This window comes from Mycobacterium triplex (assembly GCF_000689255.1).
Lineage (GTDB): Bacteria > Actinomycetota > Actinomycetes > Mycobacteriales > Mycobacteriaceae > Mycobacterium > Mycobacterium triplex.
The window spans coordinates 5339276-5361192 of the sequence record NZ_HG964446.1 but is presented as its reverse complement, the minus strand read 5'-3'; the positions used below and the strand labels follow the sequence as shown (position 1 = coordinate 5361192).

Genomic DNA, 21917 nt, shown 5'->3' with positions numbered 1-21917 from the left:
GCGGTAAAGACTCCTCGGCTTCGAGGATTGTCAGTGACCGAGCCGGCCCCTGCCCAAGCGCAGCAGCAGCATCGCCAGGTCCTTACCCTCCGGACCGAGTTCGCTGTAACGCTGGATGACCTTCATTTCACGGCTGTGCACCAGGCGCGTCCCCCCGGACGCCATCCGAGCGCGGCCGATCTCCCGCGAAACTTCGGCACGCCTTCGGACGGCCGCAAGAATCTCGGCATCCAACCGGTCGATCTCGAGGCGCAACTCTTCAATGTTCGCCAACTGTTCAATGTCGATCATCTCGACGCTCATCCCTGCTACCCCCGTGTTGTTTTGATGTTGTTCTTTTCGTCTTGTTCGCTTTTGGGCCTGCAAACGTTTCGCGCTCTGGAAAAAGGTCGAGCCCTGAATCCGGAAGCGGACCACAGGGCTCTAGCAATCACAGCTAGACCATGGGCACCGCGGGGCGATACCCACAGAAAAATCGGCGACGCCACTCGAGGATCGAGAGGCGGCGATGGAGCTGCGTATTGTCCATGTAACGAGTGTGCCACACCCACGGACACGCGGGAGCAAAACGAAAAGTTGACCCCACACGACCCTGCTATGGGGCCGTGGCCTGGGCACTTGCCGTCGGTGGTCGGCGGTAAATTGAGTCAGACATGACTGTGCACGCTACCGATGCCAAGCTCGCCGCCGAGATAGACCAGCTGCTCGACGGACTGAATCCGCAACAACGCCAAGCCGTCGTACACGAGGGCTCGCCCCTGTTGATCGTGGCCGGCGCGGGTTCGGGGAAGACCGCGGTGCTGACGCGGCGGGTGGCCTACCTGATCGCCGCGCGCGGCGTTGGGGTCGGACAGATTCTGGCGATCACCTTCACCAACAAAGCCGCAGCTGAGATGCGTGAACGGGTGGTGCGGCTGGTCGGAAACCGTGCCCGCGCGATGTGGGTGTCCACCTTCCACTCGACCTGCGTGCGCATCCTGCGCAACCAGGCCACCCTGATCAAAGGCCTCAATTCCAACTTCTCCATCTATGACGCCGACGACTCGCGTCGGTTGCTGCAGATGATCGGGCGCGACATGGGTCTGGACATCAAGCGGTACTCGCCGCGGCTGCTGTCCGTCGCGATCTCCAACCTCAAAAACGAGCTCATCGATCCGGATCAAGCTGTGTCCAAACTCACGGACGAATCCGATGACTTGGCTCACACCGTCGCCTCCGTCTACGGCGAATACCAACGGCGGCTGCGGGCGGCGAACGCGCTGGACTTCGACGACCTGATCGGCGAGACCGTCGCGGTGCTGCAGACCTTCCCCCAGATCGCCCAGTACTACCGGCGCCGGTTCCGGCACGTCCTGGTCGACGAATACCAGGACACCAACCACGCTCAGTACGTGCTCGTGCGGGAATTGGTCGGACGCGAAGACGGCGATTCGCCCGACGGCGACGTGCCGCCCGCGGAGTTATGTGTAGTCGGCGATGCCGATCAGTCGATCTACGCGTTCCGGGGCGCCACCATTCGCAATATCGAGGAGTTTGAACGCGACTACCCGGACGCCACCACCATTCTGCTGGAGCAGAATTACCGCTCGACGCAGAACATTCTTTCGGCGGCCAATTCGGTCATCGCGCGCAACTCCGGGCGCCGGGAGAAGCGGCTGTGGACCGACGCCGGTGAAGGGGAGTTGATCGTCGGATATGTCGCCGACAATGAGCACGACGAGGCCAGATTCGTCGCCCAAGAAATTGACGCGCTCGTCGAACAGGGTGAAATTACCTATAACGATGTAGCCGTCTTCTACCGCACCAACAATTCGTCGCGGTCGTTGGAAGAGGTGTTCATCCGGGCCGGCATCCCCTACAAGGTGGTCGGGGGAGTGCGGTTCTACGAGCGCAAGGAAATCCGCGACATCGTCGCCTATTTGCGGGTGCTGGACAACCCGGGCGACGCGGTCAGCATGCGGCGCATCCTCAACACGCCGCGCCGGGGCATCGGCGACCGGGCCGAGGCGTGTGTGGCGGTCTACGCCGAGAACACCGGCGCCAGCTTCGCCGACGCGTTGGTCGCCGCCGCCGAAGGCAAAGTGCCGATGCTCAATTCCCGTGCGGAGAAAGCGATTTCGGGATTCGTCGAATTGCTCGACGAGCTGCGGGGTCACCTCGACGACGACCTCGGCGATCTGGTCGAGGCGGTGCTGGAGCGCACCGGATACCGCCGCGAGCTGGAGTCCTCGACCGATCCGCAGGAGTTGGCCAGGCTGGACAACCTGAACGAACTCGTCAGCGTCGCACACGAATTCAGCATCGACGAGGCCAACGCTGCCGCGCTCGACGAATCCGGGCAAGCCCTCGAAAACGAAGACGTGCCCGAAACCGGTGTGCTGGCGTCGTTTCTGGAGCGGGTCTCCCTCGTCGCCGACACGGACGAGATTCCCGAGCACGACGCCGGCCTGGTGACACTTATGACCTTGCACACCGCCAAGGGTCTGGAGTTCCCGGTGGTGTTCGTCACCGGCTGGGAGGACGGGATGTTCCCGCACATGCGGGCCCTCGACGACCCGACCGAGCTCTCCGAGGAGCGCCGGCTGGCCTACGTGGGCATCACCCGCGCCCGGCAGCGGCTGTATGTGAGCCGGGCTATCGTCCGGTCCTCCTGGGGGCAGCCGATGCTCAACCCGGAATCGCGCTTCCTGCAAGAGATTCCGCAAGAGCTGATGGATTGGCGGCGCACCGCGCCGGCCCCGTCGTACAGCGCGCCGGTGAGCGGCGCCGGACGGTTCGGGACCCCGCGCGCCGCGCCCGTGAGCCGCTCTGGAGGGGCGAGCAAACGTCCGCTGCTGGTGTTGGCGCCCGGCGATCGCGTGACGCACGACAAGTACGGGCTGGGCCGCGTCGAGGAAGTCTCCGGCGTCGGCGAATCGGCGATGTCCTTGATCGATTTTGGCAGCTCCGGGCGGGTCAAGCTGATGCACAACCACGCCCCGGTCAGCAAGCTCTAATTCGCTGCGCCGAGCGTGCTCTCATGGCGGAAAAATGGCGAAATCGTCTCCATGAGAGCACGTTCGGCGGAAAGATGGCGGGCGGCGAACGGGACTTACTCCTGCAGCCAGCGTTTGGTCTGCGGATGCAGCGCCAGCACCACACTGGCGATCGGCAGCAGCGGGAAGGCGTGCACGATCCACGCGACGCGGGCTCCCGCGATGAAGACGCCGCCGTAGGTCAGCACCGCGACGACTGCGCCCGTCGTGATCAGATAGCGGCCCAAGGCGCGACGCTGCAGCAGCATGATCACGCCGGAGATGGTGGCGGTCGCGAACACCAGCGCGAGAAACGCGATCGCGATGCAGAACAGGCGGTCGGTGCGCCACCAGCCGGCGATCAAATCGGTGGCCACCACCGAGGTGGCCCAGCCGCTGACGATGCTGACCGCGGCGGCCGCCGGCACCGTCCGGGGAGTGGATTCATCGACCGGGCGATCCGGCAAGGCACCGCGCGCGGACGCCCGGGTGGCTCCCTGATCGGGTGCGGCCTGCCGTGGCAGGTGCGTGGTCGGGCTTTCCGGGATCGACGGCATCGGCCCGCTGGGGGCACGCCGAATGATCCGGGATCGTGATTCGGAGGGTGGGTCACTAGATGCGGGGTCGTTCGGCGCGGTCACCTCAACCAGCGTAATTGCCGACGAAAATTCCTCGCTTGGCCAGCCACGGGACCGGGTCGATGCGTTCGGTGCCGCCTTGCAGCACCTCGAAGTGCAGGTGTGGGCCGGTGGAGTTGCCGCGGTTGCCCATCGTGGCGATCTGGTCGCCGGCCATCACGCGCTGACCGACGCTGACCAGCGTGGTGTTGATGTGGCCATACAGCGTGACGGTGCCATCGGCGTGCAGCAGCTTGACCCACATGCCGTAGCCGGCGGTCGGGCCGGCGTCGATGACGACGCCGTCGGACACCGCCACGATCGGCGTCCCGATCGAGTTGGCGAGGTCGATGCCGGCGTGCAGCACGCCCCACCGATAGCCGAAGTTCGACGTGAAGATCCCGTGGGTGGGCATGACGTACAGCGGCTGCTGCAGGCGCGCCTCGCGCTGGGCGCGGTCGTTGGCGAAGGCCACGCCCTTGGCGAGTTCCTGATTGTGCAGGGTGTTGGCCGCGGGCTGGACGGCGATCACCTGGGCACCGCGGGTCGCGTTGCCGCCCGATCCGCCGGTCAGCGCCGACGCGTTGGCGGTCAGCACGGTCTCGGCCTTGGTGGTTTCGGCTTGACTGGTCGCGGTGTGCGCCGCCGCGGCCGCGGCGCCGGCGGCCATCGCCGAGATCAACACGCGGCCCTTGGCCGCACTTGTCGGTTGCTTGCGGTGCTGCCCGCTGCGGCGGGCCACACCCGCCACGTCGATGTCGTCAGAGCTAGGGTCGGCGCCGAGCTTGAGGGCGAGCTGGACCAGGGATTCGTGGGGGTCGGCGGGGGCGGTGGCGAGGGGGGCGGGTGGCGCTAGCGGCAGCGGGGTCAGGTCGTCGATCTCGTCGAGGTCGTCGAGTTCGGGTGCGAGCAGCACCTGCGCTTCGTAGTCGAACGTCGAGTCGTTGCTGAGGTCCAGGTCGTCGAGCTCACCGAAGTCCGCGAAGTCCAGGTCGTCGAAGTCGAAGCCGTCCAACGGCAGAATTTCGGTGACTTCGTTCTGGTGCGGTTGCGCCCACTGGTCGCGGTGATGGCGACCGGCTCCCGACAACGCAGGAGTACGCGCGAGACGGTGTTGGGACAAGCTGAGATGTCCTCGTATCGTGACCATAACGTTATCTGGACTTAAGGACGTTATCCGTTCACGGATCCGACTGGCAACCTCGGGGACCGATTGTGAACTGGATCACGTTTAGCCGTTCCCGGCGTGTCGTGACCTGCGCCACATGGGTGGATGCGGCGGTCGCGGCTATTCGGCGGGTGGTTACAGTTCCACCGTGCGAGTTGCCGATACCGGCACCGCCGAGCTGTAGGCCTTGCAAATAACTCGAGCGAAGACAGTGAGTTCATGGACCTTTTCGAGTATCAAGCGAAAGAACTGTTCGTTAAGCACAACGTACCTACTACGCCCGGTCGTGTAACCGACACCGCTGAGGGCGCAAAGGAAATCGCGACCGAGGTGGGCGCCCCGGTGATGGTCAAGGCGCAGGTCAAGGTCGGCGGCCGAGGCAAAGCGGGTGGCGTCAAATTCGCCGCGACACCCGATGACGCCTACGAGCACGCCAAGAACATCCTCGGCCTGGACATCAAGGGCCACATCGTGAAGAAGCTGCTGGTCGCCGAGGCCAGCGACATCGCCGAGGAGTACTACATCTCGTTCCTGCTCGACCGCGCCAACCGCACTTACCTGGCGATGTGCTCGGTCGAGGGCGGCATGGAGATCGAAGAGGTCGCCGCCACCAAACCCGAGCGGCTGGCCAAGGTCCCGGTGGACGCCGTGACCGGTGTCGACCTGGCGACCGCCCGGTCGATCGCCGAGCAGGGCCACCTGCCGGCCGAGGTGCTCGACGCCGCGGCGAACACCATCGCCAAGCTGTGGGAGCTGTTCGTCGCCGAGGACGCCACGCTGGTCGAGGTCAACCCGCTGGTGCGCACGCCCGACGGCCAGATCCTCGCCCTGGACGGAAAGGTCACCCTGGACGCCAACGCGGACTTCCGGCAGCCCGGCCACGCCGAGTTCGAGGACCGCGACGCGACCGATCCGCTGGAGCTCAAGGCCAAGGAACACGACCTCAACTACGTCAAGCTCGACGGCTCCGTCGGCATCATCGGCAACGGCGCGGGCTTGGTGATGTCGACGCTCGACGTCGTCGCTTACGCCGGCGAGAAGCACGGCGGGGTCAAGCCGGCCAACTTCCTCGACATCGGCGGCGGCGCCTCGGCCGAGGTGATGGCCGCGGGCCTCGACGTCATCCTGAACGACAAGCAGGTCAAGAGCGTGTTCGTCAACGTGTTCGGGGGCATCACGTCCTGCGACGCCGTCGCCAACGGCATTGTGACCGCGTTGAACATGCTCGGCGACGAGGCCAACAAGCCGCTGGTGGTCCGGCTCGATGGCAACAACGTCGACGAAGGCCGCAAGATCCTCGCCGACGCCAACCACCCGCTGGTGATCCAGGCCGAGACCATGGACGCCGGTGCCGACAAAGCCGCCGAGCTGGCGAACAAGTAAGGGAGTCAAGAAATGTCGATCTTCCTGAACAAGGACTCGAAAGTAATCGTCCAGGGCATCACCGGCGGTGAGGGCACCAAGCACACCGCGCTGATGCTGAAGGCCGGCACGCAGGTGGTCGGTGGCGTCAACGCCCGCAAGGCCGGTACCACCGTGTCGCACGTCGACCCGGTCGGCAAGGACGTCGAACTCCCGGTGTTCGGCAGCGTCGCCGAGGCGATGAAGGAGACCGGCGCCAACGTATCGGTCGTCTTCGTGCCGCCGAAGTTCGCCAAGGACGCGATCATCGAGGCCATCGATGCCGAGATCCCGCTGCTGGTGGTCATCACCGAGGGAATTCCGGTGCAGGACAGCGCATATGCGTGGGCCTACAACCTAGAAAAGGGTGGATCAAGGGCCCCGAAGACGCGGATCATCGGGCCGAACTGCCCGGGCATCATCACGCCGGGTGAGGCGCTGGCCGGCATCACCCCGGCGAACATCAGCGGGCCCGGTCCCGTCGGCCTGGTCTCCAAGTCCGGCACGCTGACCTACCAGATGATGTACGAGCTGCGCGATTTCGGCTTCTCGACCTCGATCGGTATCGGCGGTGACCCGGTGATCGGCACCACCCACATCGACGCGATCGAAGCCTTCGAGAAGGATCCCGACACCAAGGTCATCGTGATGATCGGCGAGATCGGCGGTGACGCCGAGGAGCGGGCGGCCGACTACATCAAGGCCAACGTGTCCAAGCCGGTCGTCGGCTACGTCGCGGGATTCACTGCGCCGGAAGGCAAGACGATGGGCCACGCGGGCGCGATCGTGTCCGGCTCGTCGGGCACCGCGGCCGCCAAGAAGGAGGCCCTGGAGGCCGCCGGGGTGAAAGTGGGTAAGACGCCGTCGGAGACCGCGGCGCTGGCCCGGGAGATCCTGCAGAACATCTAGTGCTTTGCCGAGACTGCGGTCAGGTCGCGCTGTCACTTAGGCGACTTGGCCGCAGTTTCGTTTCGGCCCCTGCCATCGGTTAGCCTGTCGAACTAACAGTTGCCAGGAGGTTTGTCATGCCGGTGGATCCGCGCACCCCGGTGCTCGTCGGCGTCGGCCAGTTCACCGAGCGCATCGACGACCCCGACTATCGGGGCATGTCGGCGGTCGACCTCGCGACGGCAGCGGTGCGGGAAGCGCTTGCCGACACCGGCGTCAAAGGCGTTGCGCAGGCCGTCGACACGGTCTTCGGGCTGCGGCAGTTCGAGATCTCCGGGCCGATGCCGGCCGCGCTCGGCAAGTCGAACAACTACCCGCGCTCGGTGATGAACCGTCTCGGCGGCAACCCGGCCCGCGTGGTGCTCGAACCCGTCGGTGGGCAGGGTCCGCAGAAGCTGGTCACCGAGGCCGGCAACGCGATCGCGGCGGGCGGCGCCGACGTCGTGCTGATCATGGGCTCGGAGCCGGGGTCGACGGCGCGCTACTTCGCCAACCGCGACGATAAGCCCGACTTCACCGAACACGTCGAGGGTCAGCTGGAGGATCGCGGCCACCAGATCTTCAGCTACATCGACGATTACACGATTCAGCACGGTCTGACCGGGGCGCCGGTCCAGTACGGGCTGCTGGAAAACGCCCGCCGCGCCCGTCTCGGTCACAGTGTGGCCGGCTATCGGCGCGAGATGGCCGAGCTGTTCGCCCCGATGTCGAAAGTGGCTGCCAAGAACCCGTTTTCGTCATCGCCGCTGGAGCGGACGGTCGACGAGATCATCACCGTCACCGACGACAACCGGATGATCTGTGACCCGTACCCCCGGCTACTCGTCGCCCGGGATCAGGTCAATCAGGGCGCCGCGGCGGTGCTGATGTCGGTGCAGGCCGCGACCCGCCTCGGGGTCGCCGAGGACAACTGGGTTTATCTGCACGGCCACTCGGACATGGTCGAGCAGGCGATGCTGGACCGCGTCGACCTCGGCGCCAGTCCGGCTGCGGTCCATGCGGCCCGAGAAGCATTGCGGGTAGCCGGAATTGGCGTCGACGACATCGCCACATTCGATCTGTACAGCTGCTTTCCGTTTCCGGTGTTCGTGATCTGCGAGGCCCTGGGCATCGACGGGGACGACCCGCGCGGGCTGACGCTGACCGGCGGGTTGCCGTACTTCGGCGGTCCCGGGAACAGCTACTCGCTGCACGGTATCGCCGAGACGGTCCGGCAAATGCGGGACAGGCCAGGGCAATTCGGGTTCGTCGGCGCCAACGGCGGCATCATGAGCAAGTACTCGGTCGGCATCTACTCGACCACACCGGTGGACTGGCGTACCGACAACTGCGCGCAGCTGAAGAAGGAGATCGACGCGCTGCCGAAGGTCGACGTCACCAAGACGCCCGACGGCGCGGCGACGATCGAGACGTACTCGGTGCGCTACGACTGGCCGATCCGCACCGGCATCATCGTCGGCAGGCTCGCGGCGGACAACACCCGATTCATGGCGACCACCGACGACGACGACCTCGTCGCGTTGATGAGCGGCGGCGATCCGCTCGGGGCCGAGATCTCGGTGTGGACGACCGACAACGGCAACCGGGCCTCGCTCGCGTAGCCTCGCGACACTTAAACCACGCACACGACACCTTCGTAAAGCCTCGCCGTGGTTTAAGTCTCGGCGGGCGACGGCGTACGACGGGGGACTAGACCATCGAGGAGAGCTTGCCCGCCAAACGCTCCACGTAGGCGGTGACCTCGTCCTCGGACTTGTCCGGCAGACCGAACAGCACCTCGGTCACCCCGAGCTCGGACCAGTGCGCCAGCTTCTCGGGCACCGGCTTGAAGTCCAGCGCCACGATTTGCGGGGCGCCGTCGCGCCCCGCCGCCGCCCAGGTGTCCTGCAACAGCTTCACCGGCTCGTCGATGTTGAAGTCGCGCGGCGTGGTGATCCAACCGTCGGCGCTGCGGGCGATCCACTTGAAGTTCTTCTCGTTGCCCGCGGCACCCACCAGCACCGGAAGGTGCGACTGCACCGGCTTGGGCCAGGCCCAGCTGGGCCCGAACTTGACGAACTCGCCGTCGTAGGAGGCTTCCTCCTGTGTCCACAGCGCGCGCATCGCTTCGAGGTACTCGCGCAGGCAGGTGCGGCGTCGTCCGGCCGGCACGCCGTGATCGGCCAGTTCGTCGGTGTTCCAACCGAATCCGACGCCCAGGCTGACCCGGCCACCGGATAGGTGGTCCAGCGTGGCGATGCTTTTCGCCAGCGTGATCGGGTCATGCTCGACGGGCAGGGCCACCGCGGTGGACAGCCGCACCCGCGACGTCACCGCGCACGCGGCGCCCAGGCTTACCCACGGGTCCAGCGTGCGCATGTACCGGTCGTCCGGAAGCGACTCGTCACCAGTGGTCGGGTGCGCCGCCTCCCGCTTGACCGGGATATGCGTGTGTTCTGGCACGTAGAACGTCTTAAAGCCGTGGTCGTCGGCGAGTTTGGCGGCGGCCGCCGGAGTGATGCCACGGTCACTGGTGAAAAGCACTAGCCCGTAATCCATGCACAGAATTAGAACGTGTTCTACCTGCGCCGGGCAACCCGCCCCCCGGCCAAGCGTCTCCAAGACGGGGTGCCGCGACGATCCGCCCTGGTTGCGCGCGGGGGCCGGTCGCTCCGGCACGGCCGCCCGAACGTGCGCTAGCGTGGTTGATCGATCGCGCGTAACGCAAGCGCGGGCACGTCTTGGCGTTTGAGTACGGCGGGCCCTGGAAGCACAGCGTCGCACCGCAACGCCTGCGTGGCGCCTGTCGAGGTCTTGAAGGCACTGGAAGCAACAGGAGGAGTCATGACCTACTCGCCCGGGAGTCCCGGCTATCCGCAAGCGCAGCCCGGCGGCTCCTACCCCGGTGCCACGCCGTCGTTCGCGAAGACCGACGACGGCGAGAGCAAGCTGCCGCTGTACGTCAACATCGCCGTGGTCGTGCTCGGCCTGGCGGTTTACCTGCTGAACTTCGGACCGACCTTCGTGCTCAGCGCCGACCTGGGTCCGGCGTCCGGCGGCCGCGCCGGTGACGCCGGGACCGCGGTGCTCGTCGCCGTCCTGGCGACGCTGCTGGCCGGACTGAGCCTGCTGCCCAAGGCCAAGAACTACGCGGGCGTAGTGGCGGCCGTCGCCGTGTTGGGCGCGCTGCTGGCGATCGCCGAGGTCATCAACACCCCGGCCGGATTCGCCGTCGGCTGGGCCATGTGGCCGCTGGTGGCGGCCAGCGTGCTGCAGGCCGTCGCCGCTGTCGTCGTGCTGCTGCTCGACGCCGGCGTCATCACCGCGCCGCCGCCGCGGCCCAAGTACGACCCCTACGCGCAGCAGTACGGCCAATACGGGCAGTACGGGCAGTACGGAGGCCAGCAGCACGGCGGCTACTACGGTCAGCAGGGCCCGCAGCAGCACAACCCGCAGTCGGGGTACGGATCGCAATATGGCGGCTACAACCCTTCGAGCCAGGCCCCGACCCAGAGCGCGATCCCGACCGGCGGCTTCGGCGCTCAGTCCCCGCAATCCGGGCCGCAGCCGGCGGCGCAGCAGCAGGGTCCGACGACGCCGCCCACCGGTTTCCCGAGCTTCAGCCCGCCCCCGTCGGTCGGCGGTACGGGTGCCTCCGAGCAGCCCGGCGACCAGACACCCTCTGCGCCGGCCTAACCGCGGGCTCTCGCGCCTCGTCGGGCACGTGCGCCAAGAGTGAACAGGGTGGCAGAAAGCGAGAACCGGCCAGCGGGTGCTCGTCAGGCGCGCGACCTCGTCCGGGTCGCGTTCGGCCCCGCGTTGCTGGCGCTGGTCGTCATCGCCGCGGTCACGCTGCTTCAGCTGCTGATCGCCAACAGCGACATGACCGGCGCGCTCGGGGCGATCGCCAGCATCTGGCTCGGCGTGCACAAGGTGCCGATCTCGATCGGCGGTCGCGAGCTGGGCGTCTTGCCGCTGGCGCCAATCCTGTTCATGGTTTGGGCGACCGCGCGAACCACGGCGCGGGCCACCACCCGCTATTCGTCCTGGCTCGTGGTCCGTTGGGTCGTCGCCTCGGCGCTGGGTGGGCCCCTGCTGATCGCGGCGATCGCGCTGGCCGTCATCCACGACGCATCCACGGTGCTCACCGAGCTGCAGACACCCAGCGCGCTGCGCGCGTTCGCCAGTGTCTTGGTGGTGCACGCGATCGGTGCCGCGATCGGGGTGGGTTCGCGGGTCGGCCGACGGGCAATGACGGCGGCGTCACTGCCCTTCTGGCTGGTCGATTCGCTGCGTGCCGCGACCGCCGGCGTGCTGGCGCTGGTCGGACTGTCGGGGTTCGTGACGGCGGGGTCGCTGATTGTGCACTGGGCGACGATGCAGGACCTCTACGGGATCACCGATTCCATCTTCGGCGAGTTCAGCCTCACCGTGCTTTCAATGCTCTACGCGCCCAACGTGATCGTCGGCACGTCGGCGGTCGCGGTGGGATCCAGTGCTCATATCGGGTTTGCGACGTTCAGTTCGTTCACCGTTTTCGGCGGTGACATTCCGGCGCTGCCCGTCCTGGCCGCAGCGCCGGCGCCGCCGCTGGGGCCGGTGTGGGTCGCACTGCTGATCGTCGGGGCGTCGTCGGGTGTGGCGGTCGGCCAGCAATGCGCCCGGCGTCCGCTCCCGCTGCTTCCGGCGCTGGCCAAGCTGCTGGTTGCCGCTGTGGTCGGGGCGCTGATGATGTCGCTGCTGGCGTTCGGCAGCAGCGGCCGGCTGGGCAACTTCGGCGACGTCGGGGTGGACCAGGGCGCGCTGTGGATCGGCACCTTCTTCTGGTTCGCGGTGATCGGCTGGGCCACGGTGGTGATGGCCGGCGGGATCAGGCCCGTCAGGTTCAGAAGGCCCCGGCGGCCCAAACAAAAGCGCGCGCCCGCGCCGCCCGCCGCAGAACCGAAGGACTTCGCGGAGGCGTTCTCCGAGCCAGCCGCCCACGACCTGCTGCTCGACGACGCCGAGGAGTTCGCCGAGCCCTCGCTGGACGAGCCGTTGCCCGGGGAGCCCGTGCCCGGGGAGCCGCCGCCCGACGAGCCCGCCGCCGCAGCGCCGGAGGAACCTGAATTCGAGGCCGGGCCCGACGAACCGGAGCACCGGGCGACCGAGCGGGACTAGCCGCTCTATCCCTTCGCGAGCGCCCGGTCAGCCGGGCGCGGGACCGCGAGCGCCCGGCTGACCGGGCGTCGGCGTCGGTGCCATTGCCCGACGCGGCGCGCGACGACGCGGATTGTCGTCGGGATAGGCTTCGCGATGTGGTCGAACCGCTCCGCGTGCCCCCGAGTGCGCCGGCGCGACTGGTGGTGCTGGCGTCGGGCACCGGAACGCTACTGAATTCTCTGCTGGACGCCGCCGTCGACGACTACCCGGCCCGGGTGGTCGCGGTGGGGGTGGATCGCGACTGCCGGGCCACCGAGATCGCCGCGGCCGCATCGGTGCCGACCTTCACCGTCCGGCTTGGCGACCACCCCAACCGCGAAGCCTGGGACGCCGCCATCACCGAGGCCACCGCCGCACACTCGCCCGATCTGATCGTCTCGGCAGGTTTTATGAAAATCCTTGGACCGCAATTCCTTTCACGATTCTGCGGACGCACGCTGAACACGCATCCGGCGCTGCTGCCGGCATTCGCGGGGGCGCACGCGGTTCCCGAAGCGCTGGCTTACGGTGTGAAGGTCACAGGCTGTACGGTGCACCTGGTAGACGCCGGCATGGACACCGGGCCGATATTGGCGCAGGAGCCCATTCCGGTGCTCGACGGCGACACCGAAGACACACTGCACGAGCGCATCAAAGTCATCGAACGGCGACTGCTGGTGGACGTGGTAGCCGCGATAGCGACCCGCGGCGTGACCTGGACCGGACGAAAGGCGACCATAGGATGAGCACCGACGAGTCAAGAAGAGCGATTCGCCGCGCGTTGATCAGCGTCTACGACAAGACCGGCCTGATCGAACTCGCGCAGGGGCTGAGCGCGGCCGGCGTCGAGATCGTCTCGACCGGATCGACCGCGAAGACCATTGCGGGCGAAGGGATTCCGGTAACACCAGTGGAGGAGCTGACCGGCTTCCCCGAGGTACTCGACGGCCGGGTCAAGACACTGCACCCGCGAGTGCACGCCGGACTGCTGGCCGATCTGCGCAAGCCCGAGCACGCCGCGGCGCTCGAGGAGCTCGGGATCGCCGCCTTCGAGCTGGTCGTCGTCAACCTGTATCCGTTCAGTCAGACCGTCGACTCCGGTGCGGGCCTCGACGAATGCGTCGAGCAGATCGACATCGGCGGGCCGTCGATGGTTCGGGCGGCCGCCAAGAACCATCCGAGCGTGGCGGTGGTCGTCGACCCGCTCGGCTACGACGGCGTGCTCGCCGCGACCCGCAATGGCGGATTCACCCTCGCCGAGCGCAAGAGGCTGGCGTCGTTGGCCTTTGCGCACACCGCCGAGTACGACATCGCGGTGGCGAGCTGGATGGAGTCGACGCTGGCGCCCGAGCATCCGGAAACCACGTTCCCGCAATGGTTCGGCCACAGCTGGCGCCGTTCGGCGATGCTGCGCTACGGCGAGAACCCGCACCAGCAGGCGGCGCTCTACGTCGACCCGGCAGCGTGGCCGGGCCTGGCCCAGGCCGAGCAGCTGCACGGAAAAGAGATGTCCTACAACAACTTCACCGACGCGGACGCGGCCTGGCGGGCGGCCTTCGACCACGAACAGACCTGTGTGGCAATCATCAAGCACGCCAACCCATGTGGCATCGCGATCTCGTCGGTTTCGGTCGCCGACGCGCATCGCAAGGCGCACGAGTGCGATCCGCTGAGCGCCTTCGGCGGCGTCATCGCCACCAATACCGAAGTCAGCCTTGAGATGGCGGAATACGTCAGCACCATCTTCACCGAGGTGATCGTCGCCCCGGCCTACGCGCCGGATGCCCTCGATGTGCTGACGCGCAAGAAGAACATCCGGGTGCTGGTGGCCTCCGAGCCGCTGGCCGGTGGCTCCGAGCTGAGACCGATCAGCGGGGGACTGCTGATGCAGCAGCGCGATCAGCTCGACGCGCACGGCGACAACCCCGCCAACTGGACGCTGGCGACCGGGTCACCGGCGGACCCGGAGACGCTGAGCGACCTCGTCTTTGCCTGGCGTACCTGTCGCGCGGTCAAGTCGAACGCGATCGTGATCGCCGGCGGCGGTGCGACCATCGGTGTCGGCATGGGTCAGGTCAACCGGGTCGACGCCGCCCGGCTGGCTGTTGAAAGAGGGAATGCACGCGGCGGCGAACGAGTCGCCGGCGCGGTGGCCGCTTCCGACGCGTTCTTCCCGTTCCCCGACGGGTTGGAGACGCTGACGCGCGCCGGAGTCAAGGCCATCGTGCACCCGGGGGGCTCGGTGCGCGACGACGAAGTGACCGCGGCCGCTGCCGAAGCCGGCGTCACCCTGTACCTCACCGGGGCTCGTCACTTCGCGCACTGAAACTTCCCGGCCGCGGTAAAGCCGGTGCGCATGACGCACATATATGGCGGGACGTAACTTGGAGTGGTGACATCACCGAGCAATCTGCCCCGAACCGTCGGCGAACTGCGTGCCTCCGGCCATCGCGAGCGTGGAGTCAAGCAGGAAATCCGCGAAAATCTGCTGACGCGCCTCGCCGACGGCGCGGATGGCGAAGCCATCTGGCCGGGCATCCTGGGATTCGAGGACACCGTATTGCCCCAGCTGGAGCGGGCACTGATCGCGGGTCACGACTTCGTCCTGCTCGGCGAGCGCGGCCAGGGCAAAACTCGGCTGCTGCGCGCGCTGGTCGGGCTGCTGGACGAATGGACGCCGGTGATCGGCGGCGCGGAGCTCGGCGAGCACCCCTACACGCCGATCACACCGGAGTCGATCCGGCGCGCGGCGACTCTGGGCGACGACCTGCCGGTGGAGTGGCGGCACCGCGGCGAGCGCTACACCGAGAAGCTGGCCACCCCGGACACCAGCGTCGCCGACCTCGTCGGTGACATCGACCCGATCAAGGTGGCCGAAGGGCGCAGTCTGGGCGACCCGGAGACCATCGCCTACGGCCTGATCCCGCGCGCGCACCGCGGCATCGTGGCCGTCAACGAGCTGCCCGACCTCGCCGAGCGCATCCAGGTCTCGATGCTCAACGTGATGGAGGAACGCGACATTCAGGTCCGCGGCTACACGCTGCGCCTGCCGCTGGACGTGCTGGTGGTCGCCAGCGCCAACCCCGAGGACTACACCAACCGGGGTCGCATTATCACCCCGCTCAAGGACCGCTTCGGCGCCGAGATCCGCACGCACTACCCGCTGGAGCTGGACGCCGAGGTCGGAGTCATCGTTCAGGAAGCACACCTGAGCGCACAGGTGCCCGACTACCTGATGCAGGTGATCGCGCGGTTCGCCCGCTACCTGCGCGAGTCCAACTCGGTCGACCAGCGATCCGGCGTATCGGCACGGTTCGCCATCGCCGCCGCCGAGACCGTCGCCGCCTCCGCCCGCCACCGCGGCGCATTGCTCGGCGAAAGCGACCCCGTCGCCCGAGTTGTGGACCTGGGCACCGTGATCGACGTGCTGCGCGGCAAGCTGGAATTCGAATCCGGTGAGGAAGGCCGCGAGCAGGCGGTGCTCGAGCACCTGTTGCGCCGCGCGACCGCCGACACCGCGTCGCGAGCGCTCGGCGGCATCGACGTCGCGCCGTTGGTCGCGGCGGTGGAAGCCGGATCCGCGGTGACGACCGGCGAGCGGATCTCGGCCAAGGACGTGCTGGCCGCGGTTCCGGGCTTGCCCGTCGTGGAGCAGATCGCCGACCGGCTGAACGCGGAATCCGAAGGTGAACGGGCCGCGGCACTGGAACTGGCACTGGAAGCGCTGTACCTGGCCAAGAGAATCGACAAGGTATCCGGGGAGGGCCAAACTGTCTATGGCTAAAGGGCATTCGTCGCGATACTCGGCGTACACCGGCGGGCCCGACCCGCTGGCTCCGCCGGTGGATCTGCGCGAGGCGCTCGAGCAGATCGGGCAGGACGTCATGGCGGGTGCCTCGCCGCGCCGGGCGCTGTCCGAGCTGATGCGACGTGGTACCGAGAACATGCGTGGCGCGGACCGGCTGGCGGCCGAGGCGAACCGTCGCCGACGGGACTTGTTGCGGCGCAACAACTTAGACGGAACTCTGCAGGACATCAAGAAGCTGTTGGACGAGGCGGTGTTGGCCGAGCGCAAAGAGCTGGCCCGTGCGCTCGACGACGACGCCCGCTTCGGCGAACTGCAGCTCGACGCGCTGCCGTCCTCACCGGCCAAGGCCGTCCAAGAACTGTCCGAATACAACTGGCGCAGCTCCGAGGCCCGCGAAAAGTACGACCAGATCAAGGATTTGCTCGGCCGGGAGATGCTCGACCAGCGCTTCGCCGGCATGAAAGAAGCCCTGGCGGGCGCCACCGACGAGGATCGCCAGCGCGTCACCGACATGGTGAACGACCTCAACGACCTGCTGGACAAGCATGCCCGCGGCGAGGACACGCAGCAGGATTTCGACGAGTTCATGGACTCCCACGGCGAGTTCTTCCCGGAGAACCCGCGCAACGTCGATGAGCTGCTGGACTCGTTGGCCAAGCGCGCCGCCGCCGCGCAGCGCTTCCGAAACAGCCTGAGCCCGGACCAGCGTGCCGAGCTTGATGCCTTGGCGCAGCAGGCTTTTGGATCTCCGTCGCTGATGCAGGCGCTGAACCGGCTCGACTCGCACCTGCAGGCCGCGCGGCCGGGCGAGGACTGGATGGGTTCTGAGCAGTTCTCCGGCGACAACCCGTTCGGCATGGGTGAAGGCACCCAGGCCCTGGCCGACGTCGCGGAGCTCGAGCAGCTGGCCGACCAGCTTTCGCAGAGCTATCCCGGCGCCACGATGGATGACGTCGATCTCGACGCGCTGGCGCGCCAGCTCGGCGACCAGGCCGCCGTCGACGCGCGGACCCTGGCCGAACTGGAACGGGCCCTGGTCAACCAGGGCTTCTTGGACCGCGGCTCCGACGGCCAGTGGCGACTGTCGCCCAAGGCCATGCGCAGGCTCGGCGAGACGGCGTTACGTGATGTGGCACAACAGCTTTCGAGCCGTCGGGGGGACCGTGAGCTGCGCCGCGCCGGGGCGGCGGGCGAGTTGACCGGTGCGACCCGGCCATGGCAGTTCGGTGACACCGAGCCGTGGAACATCCCGCGCACGCTGACCAACACGGTGCTGCGGCAGGCGGGGACCGCGACGCTGGACGGCCCGGACGCGCGGTTGAAGATCACCGTCGACGACGTCGAGGTGTCCGAGACCGAGACGCGCACCCAGGCCGCGGTGGCGCTGTTGGTCGACACCTCGTTTTCGATGGTGATGGAGAATCGCTGGCTGCCGATGAAGCAGACCGCGCTGGCGCTCAACCATCTGGTCTGCACGCGGTTCCGCTCGGATGCCTTGCAGATCATCGCCTTTGGCCGCTATGCCCGGACCGTGACCGCCGCCGAGCTGACCGGTCTGGAGGGGGTCTACGAGCAGGGCACCAACCTGCATCACGCGCTGGCGCTGGCCGGCCGTCATCTGCGCCGCCACCCCAACGCGCAACCCGTAGTGCTGGTGGTGACCGACGGGGAACCGACCGCACACCTCGAGGATGTCGACGGTGAGGGATTGGGTTCTGCTGTGTTTTTTGATTACCCGCCCCATCCACGGACCATCGCCCACACCGTGCGCGGGTTCGACGACATGGCGCGGCTGGGCGCGCAGATCACCATCTTCCGGCTGGGCAGCGACCCCGGGCTGGCGCGGTTCATCGACCAGGTCGCGCGACGGGTAGAGGGACGCGTCGTGGTGCCCGATCTCGACGGCCTGGGCGCCGCCGTGGTCGGCGACTACCTGCGGTCTCGGCGCCGGCGCTAACGCGTCACGGGGCTGGCGGCGCGCCAACCCGTTGTAGCGGTCAGCGAGAACTCGTTCAGCGCACTCGAAATATACTGTGCTAGCTCGTCATTCGAGTTATGCCGGCCCAGCTCGTAGGCCAGGAACGAGACGAAGACCTGGCCGTTGACTCGCCCCGACAACAACGCCAGCGCGCCGTTGGTGCGCGACATCGTCGCGGCGGTGACGCCCGGGTACAGCGACTTCATCGCGAAGCGGTCGGCGTCGGTGCCGTCCGGCCGGTTGGCCGCCGGATTGATCGCACCGAGATTGGACGACACGACCGTGGTGGCACCGCCGGTGACCATGCTGATCAGCCGGCGGAACACCGGTTTCGGGATCAGCGGAATCAGCGGCAGCAATGCCCACCGCTCGTCGGGTAGATCCTGATTGCGGATCAGCGCCTGCTTGATCGCGGCGCGGATCTCGCCGAGGCCGGTCGTCGCGGCTGCCGGTTTGACCGTGACGTCGACGTTGACCACGGCGTTGGCGCGGACGTCGCCCGGGGTGCGCTCGTTGAGCGGCATTCCCACGTTGACCGAGCCGTCCGCCGCGACCCGCCCCACCCGCTGGGCGAGGTGCGCCGCCAACCCGACGAGCAGCGCGTTGCTGGTTCCCCCGAGCGCCTGTGCGCGGGCGTCCCACTCCTCGGCGTCGAAGAAGAGCATCGCCATCGGCAGCGTGATGCCGTGGTCGGGTCCGCTGGGCGGCCGCTTTTTGGATGTGGGCGCGGCGGCCCCGTTGGCTTGCCGGGCCATTCGCGCGGCGGCCCCGTTGGCTTGCCGGGCCATTCGCGCGGCGCCGAGTGCGGCGCGCCCCATATCCGGTGTGTCGCCGACGGTTTGGCGGATGTCCTCGCGCACAGCCTGCCACCGCCGCCGCGCGGCCGCGGGTGGCCAGCTGATCGCGTCGTCACGCCCGCACGCCGCGTCGGCCAACGCTTCGCAGAGGCCGACGCCGTCGGTGAGGCAATGGGTGACGACGAAACTGAGCACCGCGCCGCCGTCGGTCAGCGGCAGCAGGGCAAGGTGCCATCCGGGACCGTGTTCGGCGTCCGGCCGGTGGCGGGCCTGCGTCTGCAGCCACGCGTCGATCTCGTCACGCGGGCGCGGCGTTGCGGCGATCTCAAGACTGGGCCGGTCGCTGGGAGTCACCCAGCGGTGGCGGCCGAACGGCAACGGGGACCGTTCGATTCGCCGCGATAGCCGGCCCCGGCCGAGATGGTGGTGGAACCGTCGCAGGCCATCGATGTCGATGGCCCGGTCGTACACCCAGATGCATTGCAACACGCTGGTGGTCGCGGTGGCTCGCTCGCCGAGAAAGAGTGTCTGGTCGGCCAGATCCAGCAGGTTGCTCATGTTCTAGGCCGCCTCATCGTCGTCCTTCGTCGGGGCACGGGCACACAGTTCATCCGAATCGGGTTCCGCGGCAAAGGTGCTCGACTGCTCGAGAGCCTTGCCCGCGACGCGGGCGAAAATCCGATTCAGAGTCTCGATGTATTGGTGCACCGACGTCCTGGCCACCTCGTTGTCCGGGAAGGAGATCGTGACCGTGGTTCGCTCGGCGTGCCGGTTGATCCACACGTTGATTCCGCCGTGGGACAGGCTGTCGCCGTAGGTACCGAAGTTCGTCTCGGCCCACAACCCGGCCAGCGGAACCTTGCGAAAGTCGAGGAAGGACAGCATCATCGGCAGCTGCGAGGGCAGCTTGATGCCCAGTTCATCGGGTGTCGCGAGTTCCAAGACCCGCTCGACGGGCACCTGAGCGAGATCCTTGGCGGCATCGAACGACTTCTGGGCCGCCCGGGCGGCCTCGGGGAACGAAACGCCGTCAGTCGGCACGATGACCGGAACCATGCTTGCGAACCAGCCCACCGTCATCGTGTCGATGCCCTGTGCCCGAGTGTCCGTTGCGGTGAAACCGCGATGAATCTCTTTGCCGGTCAATATATATTCGGCCAACGCGGTGCACGCCAGGACGCCGCCGATGAACCGGGCGCCCGCCGCGATGCAGGCGGCATCGAAGGCCTCCGTCGCGGCCGCATCCAACAACTCGACGGTCACCAAGTCGCCGGCGCTGCTGGTCCAGGTGTCGCCCAGGGGCAGCGGGAAGCTCGGCCAGTCGCCGTCGGCGTCGCGCGCGAACTCGATCCAGTCCTTGATCTCCGGCGATGACAGGGTCAGGCCCGCAACCCTTTTGCGCTGCCGCGCGGTGTAGGCGCGGTAGCTCCTGAGCTCGACGAGCGGGGCGGTCGGGCGCGGATCGGCGCCCTGCACCAGTTCTTGGTACGTCAGGTGGATGTCGAAGAAGATGATGCCGGCCGACAGCCCGTCGATGTGCAGATGATCGACACCGGCGTAGAAGGTGAAGTAGTCGGTGTGCTGGACGATACCGAAACTGAAGCAACCCCATTGCAGCGTTTCGCGGGTCGTCGTCAGGACGTGGGTACGAACTTGATCGGGGGTCATATGTCCCCACGACACGGGCACCAAGTCGATGGCTTCAGGGTCCTCGATGGTGCGGCGCACGATCGTGCCGTCGTCGAATTCGAACCAGTTGTGGTAGGTGTCGTGCCGGCGGACATGGGCGTTGACCGCCGTGGTCATCGCCGGAATGTCGCAGGTGCCCGGGATGTCCCACGCCACGATCATCAACCGCGGCAGCTGCCTGTTCAGCGCCTTGCCGTGGTACGCGGCCCAGAGATGTTGCGCCTGCTGGTAACTCGGGGCAAGGTCACTTCGGCGCGCGGTGCGGGCCGCCTCGTGCGCCGTTGGTACGGCGGTCCACATGGTGAGCGGACCGGGTGGCGGTTGCCATTCGTTGATGTTCCCGAGTGCGACCATATCGAGCCTCGCTGTGCGTGGTGCCTACATTTCGTGGGCGGCTCGTACAGAGGTGGAAATGCTACTGACGCATCGTTTTTCGCGCAGCACAAATACACCTTCGCGCTGGAATTCTTGCGACGCACGTCCCGATACGCCCGTGTCCAACCCCGTGGCGTCGCTTGCACCCCCTGAACCGCTGGTCTGGACGCTAGTCGAGGGGCGGCACATTTTCGCGGTTTTGCGAAGATACGCAATCCCACTCGTTTTCAGCGCGATGCCAGTAGCCTTACTTCCTCAATCGGGCGTGGCCCGTGAGTGCCGGGGGCCGACCGAGGTAGCCCAGTGCTGCTCGGGTGGGTTTACCCGTGGGGCCGGCGCGCTTTGCGCTTGATGCCCACACCGCCCCACAACGAGAAGCCGTGGATATTGACTTTCGGGGCGCCGGGAGTGCCTTGCCCGACGATTTTGCGATCGAAGCCGCCCATTACCCCGCGGCCGTGGATTTCGACATTGACCTCGGGTGGCAACAGGATGTTCTGCGCACCCATGATCGAGACCACGTGGATATCGACTTCAGTGGACGTGAAGTCGGCGTAGCGCAGATCCACCACCCCGCTGCCCCACAGGGTGAACGTGGTCAGCTTCTTCGGCACGTTCCAGCGCCCGCGCCGCTCGAATCCGCTCAACAGCGCAAGCAGCAGCGTGGAGGGCGCCGGATTCGGTTTGCCGCCCCGGCGCGGGCCTATCGGCGTGCCGGGCAAATCGGCCCGCAGCCGATCCAGTTCCTCGTAGGTCGTCGCCGCGTACGCCCTGGCCAGACGGTCTTCATAATCCTTGAGTTGCAGGCGCCCCTGCTCGGCGGCATACGCCAGCAATTGTGCGATTTGTATGCGATCGGTATCGGCCGCACGCGAGAAATCCTCGCGCGCGTCCTTCGCATCATGTTGCGCCGAATCGCTCATCATCCACGAGCGTACGACGTCGGGGACTTGCTGCAAGAG

General features: G+C 67.2%; 17 protein-coding genes. 10 read left to right on the top strand and 7 right to left on the bottom strand.

Translation table 11 applies throughout. From position 1 onward, the window contains the following. Nucleotides 1-30 precede the first annotated feature (30 nt). Nucleotides 31-417 (bottom strand): chorismate mutase, encoded by a 387-nt coding sequence (locus BN973_RS24730; protein ID WP_407067542.1) that lies wholly within the window; start codon nucleotides 415-417, stop codon nucleotides 31-33. A 236-nt stretch (nucleotides 418-653) separates the two neighbouring features. Between BN973_RS24730 and pcrA the strand changes: the two genes are divergently transcribed. Further along, the gene (gene pcrA / locus BN973_RS24725; RefSeq protein ID WP_036471354.1) at nucleotides 654-2996 is read left to right on the top strand and encodes a DNA helicase PcrA; all 2343 of its coding nucleotides are present in this window, start codon (nucleotides 654-656) and stop codon (nucleotides 2994-2996) included. A gap of 95 nt (nucleotides 2997-3091) precedes the next feature. On the opposite strand, the gene BN973_RS24720 is transcribed toward pcrA, so the two are convergent. Continuing rightward, nucleotides 3092-3655, bottom strand: a complete 564-nt coding sequence (locus BN973_RS24720) for a hypothetical protein (RefSeq protein ID WP_407067541.1) — start codon at nucleotides 3653-3655, stop codon at nucleotides 3092-3094. A gap of 1 nt (nucleotide 3656) precedes the next feature. Further along, nucleotides 3657-4754 (bottom strand): M23 family metallopeptidase, encoded by a 1098-nt coding sequence (locus BN973_RS24715; RefSeq protein ID WP_036473019.1) that lies wholly within the window; start codon nucleotides 4752-4754, stop codon nucleotides 3657-3659. A gap of 264 nt (nucleotides 4755-5018) precedes the next feature. Here BN973_RS24715 and sucC point away from each other — a divergent pair, with 264 nt between their 5' ends. The 3 genes from sucC to BN973_RS24700 all read left to right on the top strand — a co-directional run bounded on the left by sucC (nucleotide 5019) and on the right by BN973_RS24700 (nucleotide 8749). Further along, nucleotides 5019-6182 (top strand): ADP-forming succinate--CoA ligase subunit beta, encoded by a 1164-nt coding sequence (sucC, locus tag BN973_RS24710; protein ID WP_036471352.1) that lies wholly within the window; start codon nucleotides 5019-5021, stop codon nucleotides 6180-6182. Nucleotides 6183-6194: 12 nt separating this feature from the next. Beyond that, nucleotides 6195-7109: a succinate--CoA ligase subunit alpha gene (gene sucD, locus BN973_RS24705; RefSeq protein WP_036471351.1), complete on the top strand. Its 915-nt coding sequence runs from the start codon at nucleotides 6195-6197 to the stop codon at nucleotides 7107-7109. Between the two features lie 116 nt (nucleotides 7110-7225). Continuing rightward, entirely contained in the window at nucleotides 7226-8749 is a 1524-nt protein-coding gene (locus tag BN973_RS24700; RefSeq protein WP_036471350.1) for an acetyl-CoA acetyltransferase, read from the top strand. Nucleotides 8750-8837: 88 nt separating this feature from the next. Here the strand turns inward: BN973_RS24700 and BN973_RS24695 are convergent, their stop codons facing one another. After that, on the bottom strand, nucleotides 8838-9686 hold the full coding sequence (locus tag BN973_RS24695) for an LLM class F420-dependent oxidoreductase (RefSeq protein ID WP_036471349.1): 849 nt from the start codon (nucleotides 9684-9686) through the stop codon (nucleotides 8838-8840). A gap of 285 nt (nucleotides 9687-9971) precedes the next feature. On the opposite strand from BN973_RS24695, the gene BN973_RS24690 reads away from it, so the two are divergent. From BN973_RS24690 to BN973_RS24665, 6 genes are all read left to right on the top strand, one after another. Then, nucleotides 9972-10823 (top strand): DUF5336 domain-containing protein, encoded by an 852-nt coding sequence (locus BN973_RS24690; RefSeq protein WP_036471348.1) that lies wholly within the window; start codon nucleotides 9972-9974, stop codon nucleotides 10821-10823. Nucleotides 10824-10862: 39 nt separating this feature from the next. Next, the gene (locus tag BN973_RS24685; protein ID WP_036471347.1) at nucleotides 10863-12287 is read left to right on the top strand and encodes a cell division protein PerM; all 1425 of its coding nucleotides are present in this window, start codon (nucleotides 10863-10865) and stop codon (nucleotides 12285-12287) included. 137 nt (nucleotides 12288-12424) lie between these two features. Further along, the gene (purN, locus tag BN973_RS24680) at nucleotides 12425-13054 is read left to right on the top strand and encodes a phosphoribosylglycinamide formyltransferase (protein WP_036471346.1); all 630 of its coding nucleotides are present in this window, start codon (nucleotides 12425-12427) and stop codon (nucleotides 13052-13054) included. Then, a complete protein-coding gene (gene purH / locus BN973_RS24675; RefSeq protein WP_036471345.1) occupies nucleotides 13051-14634 on the top strand; it encodes a bifunctional phosphoribosylaminoimidazolecarboxamide formyltransferase/IMP cyclohydrolase in 1584 nt (527 codons plus the stop codon). The genes purN and purH overlap by 4 nt, the downstream gene beginning before the upstream one ends. A gap of 63 nt (nucleotides 14635-14697) precedes the next feature. Beyond that, entirely contained in the window at nucleotides 14698-16092 is a 1395-nt protein-coding gene (locus BN973_RS24670; protein WP_036471343.1) for an ATP-binding protein, read from the top strand. Beyond that, entirely contained in the window at nucleotides 16085-18073 is a 1989-nt protein-coding gene (locus BN973_RS24665; protein ID WP_036471341.1) for a vWA domain-containing protein, read from the top strand. The genes BN973_RS24670 and BN973_RS24665 overlap by 8 nt, the downstream gene beginning before the upstream one ends. On the opposite strand, the gene BN973_RS24660 is transcribed toward BN973_RS24665, so the two are convergent. The 3 genes from BN973_RS24660 to BN973_RS24650 all read right to left on the bottom strand — a co-directional run bounded on the left by BN973_RS24660 (nucleotide 18070) and on the right by BN973_RS24650 (nucleotide 21878). Next, nucleotides 18070-19449, bottom strand: a complete 1380-nt coding sequence (locus BN973_RS24660; protein ID WP_036471339.1) for a WS/DGAT/MGAT family O-acyltransferase — start codon at nucleotides 19447-19449, stop codon at nucleotides 18070-18072. The genes BN973_RS24665 and BN973_RS24660 overlap by 4 nt on opposite strands. Before the next feature lie 3 nt (nucleotides 19450-19452). After that, complete coding sequence (locus BN973_RS24655) at nucleotides 19453-20934, bottom strand: condensation domain-containing protein (protein WP_036471337.1); 1482 nt, start codon at nucleotides 20932-20934, stop codon at nucleotides 19453-19455. Nucleotides 20935-21275: 341 nt separating this feature from the next. After that, a complete protein-coding gene (locus tag BN973_RS24650) occupies nucleotides 21276-21878 on the bottom strand; it encodes a DUF1707 SHOCT-like domain-containing protein (RefSeq protein WP_084163536.1) in 603 nt (200 codons plus the stop codon). Between the last annotated feature and the right edge of the window lie 39 nt (nucleotides 21879-21917).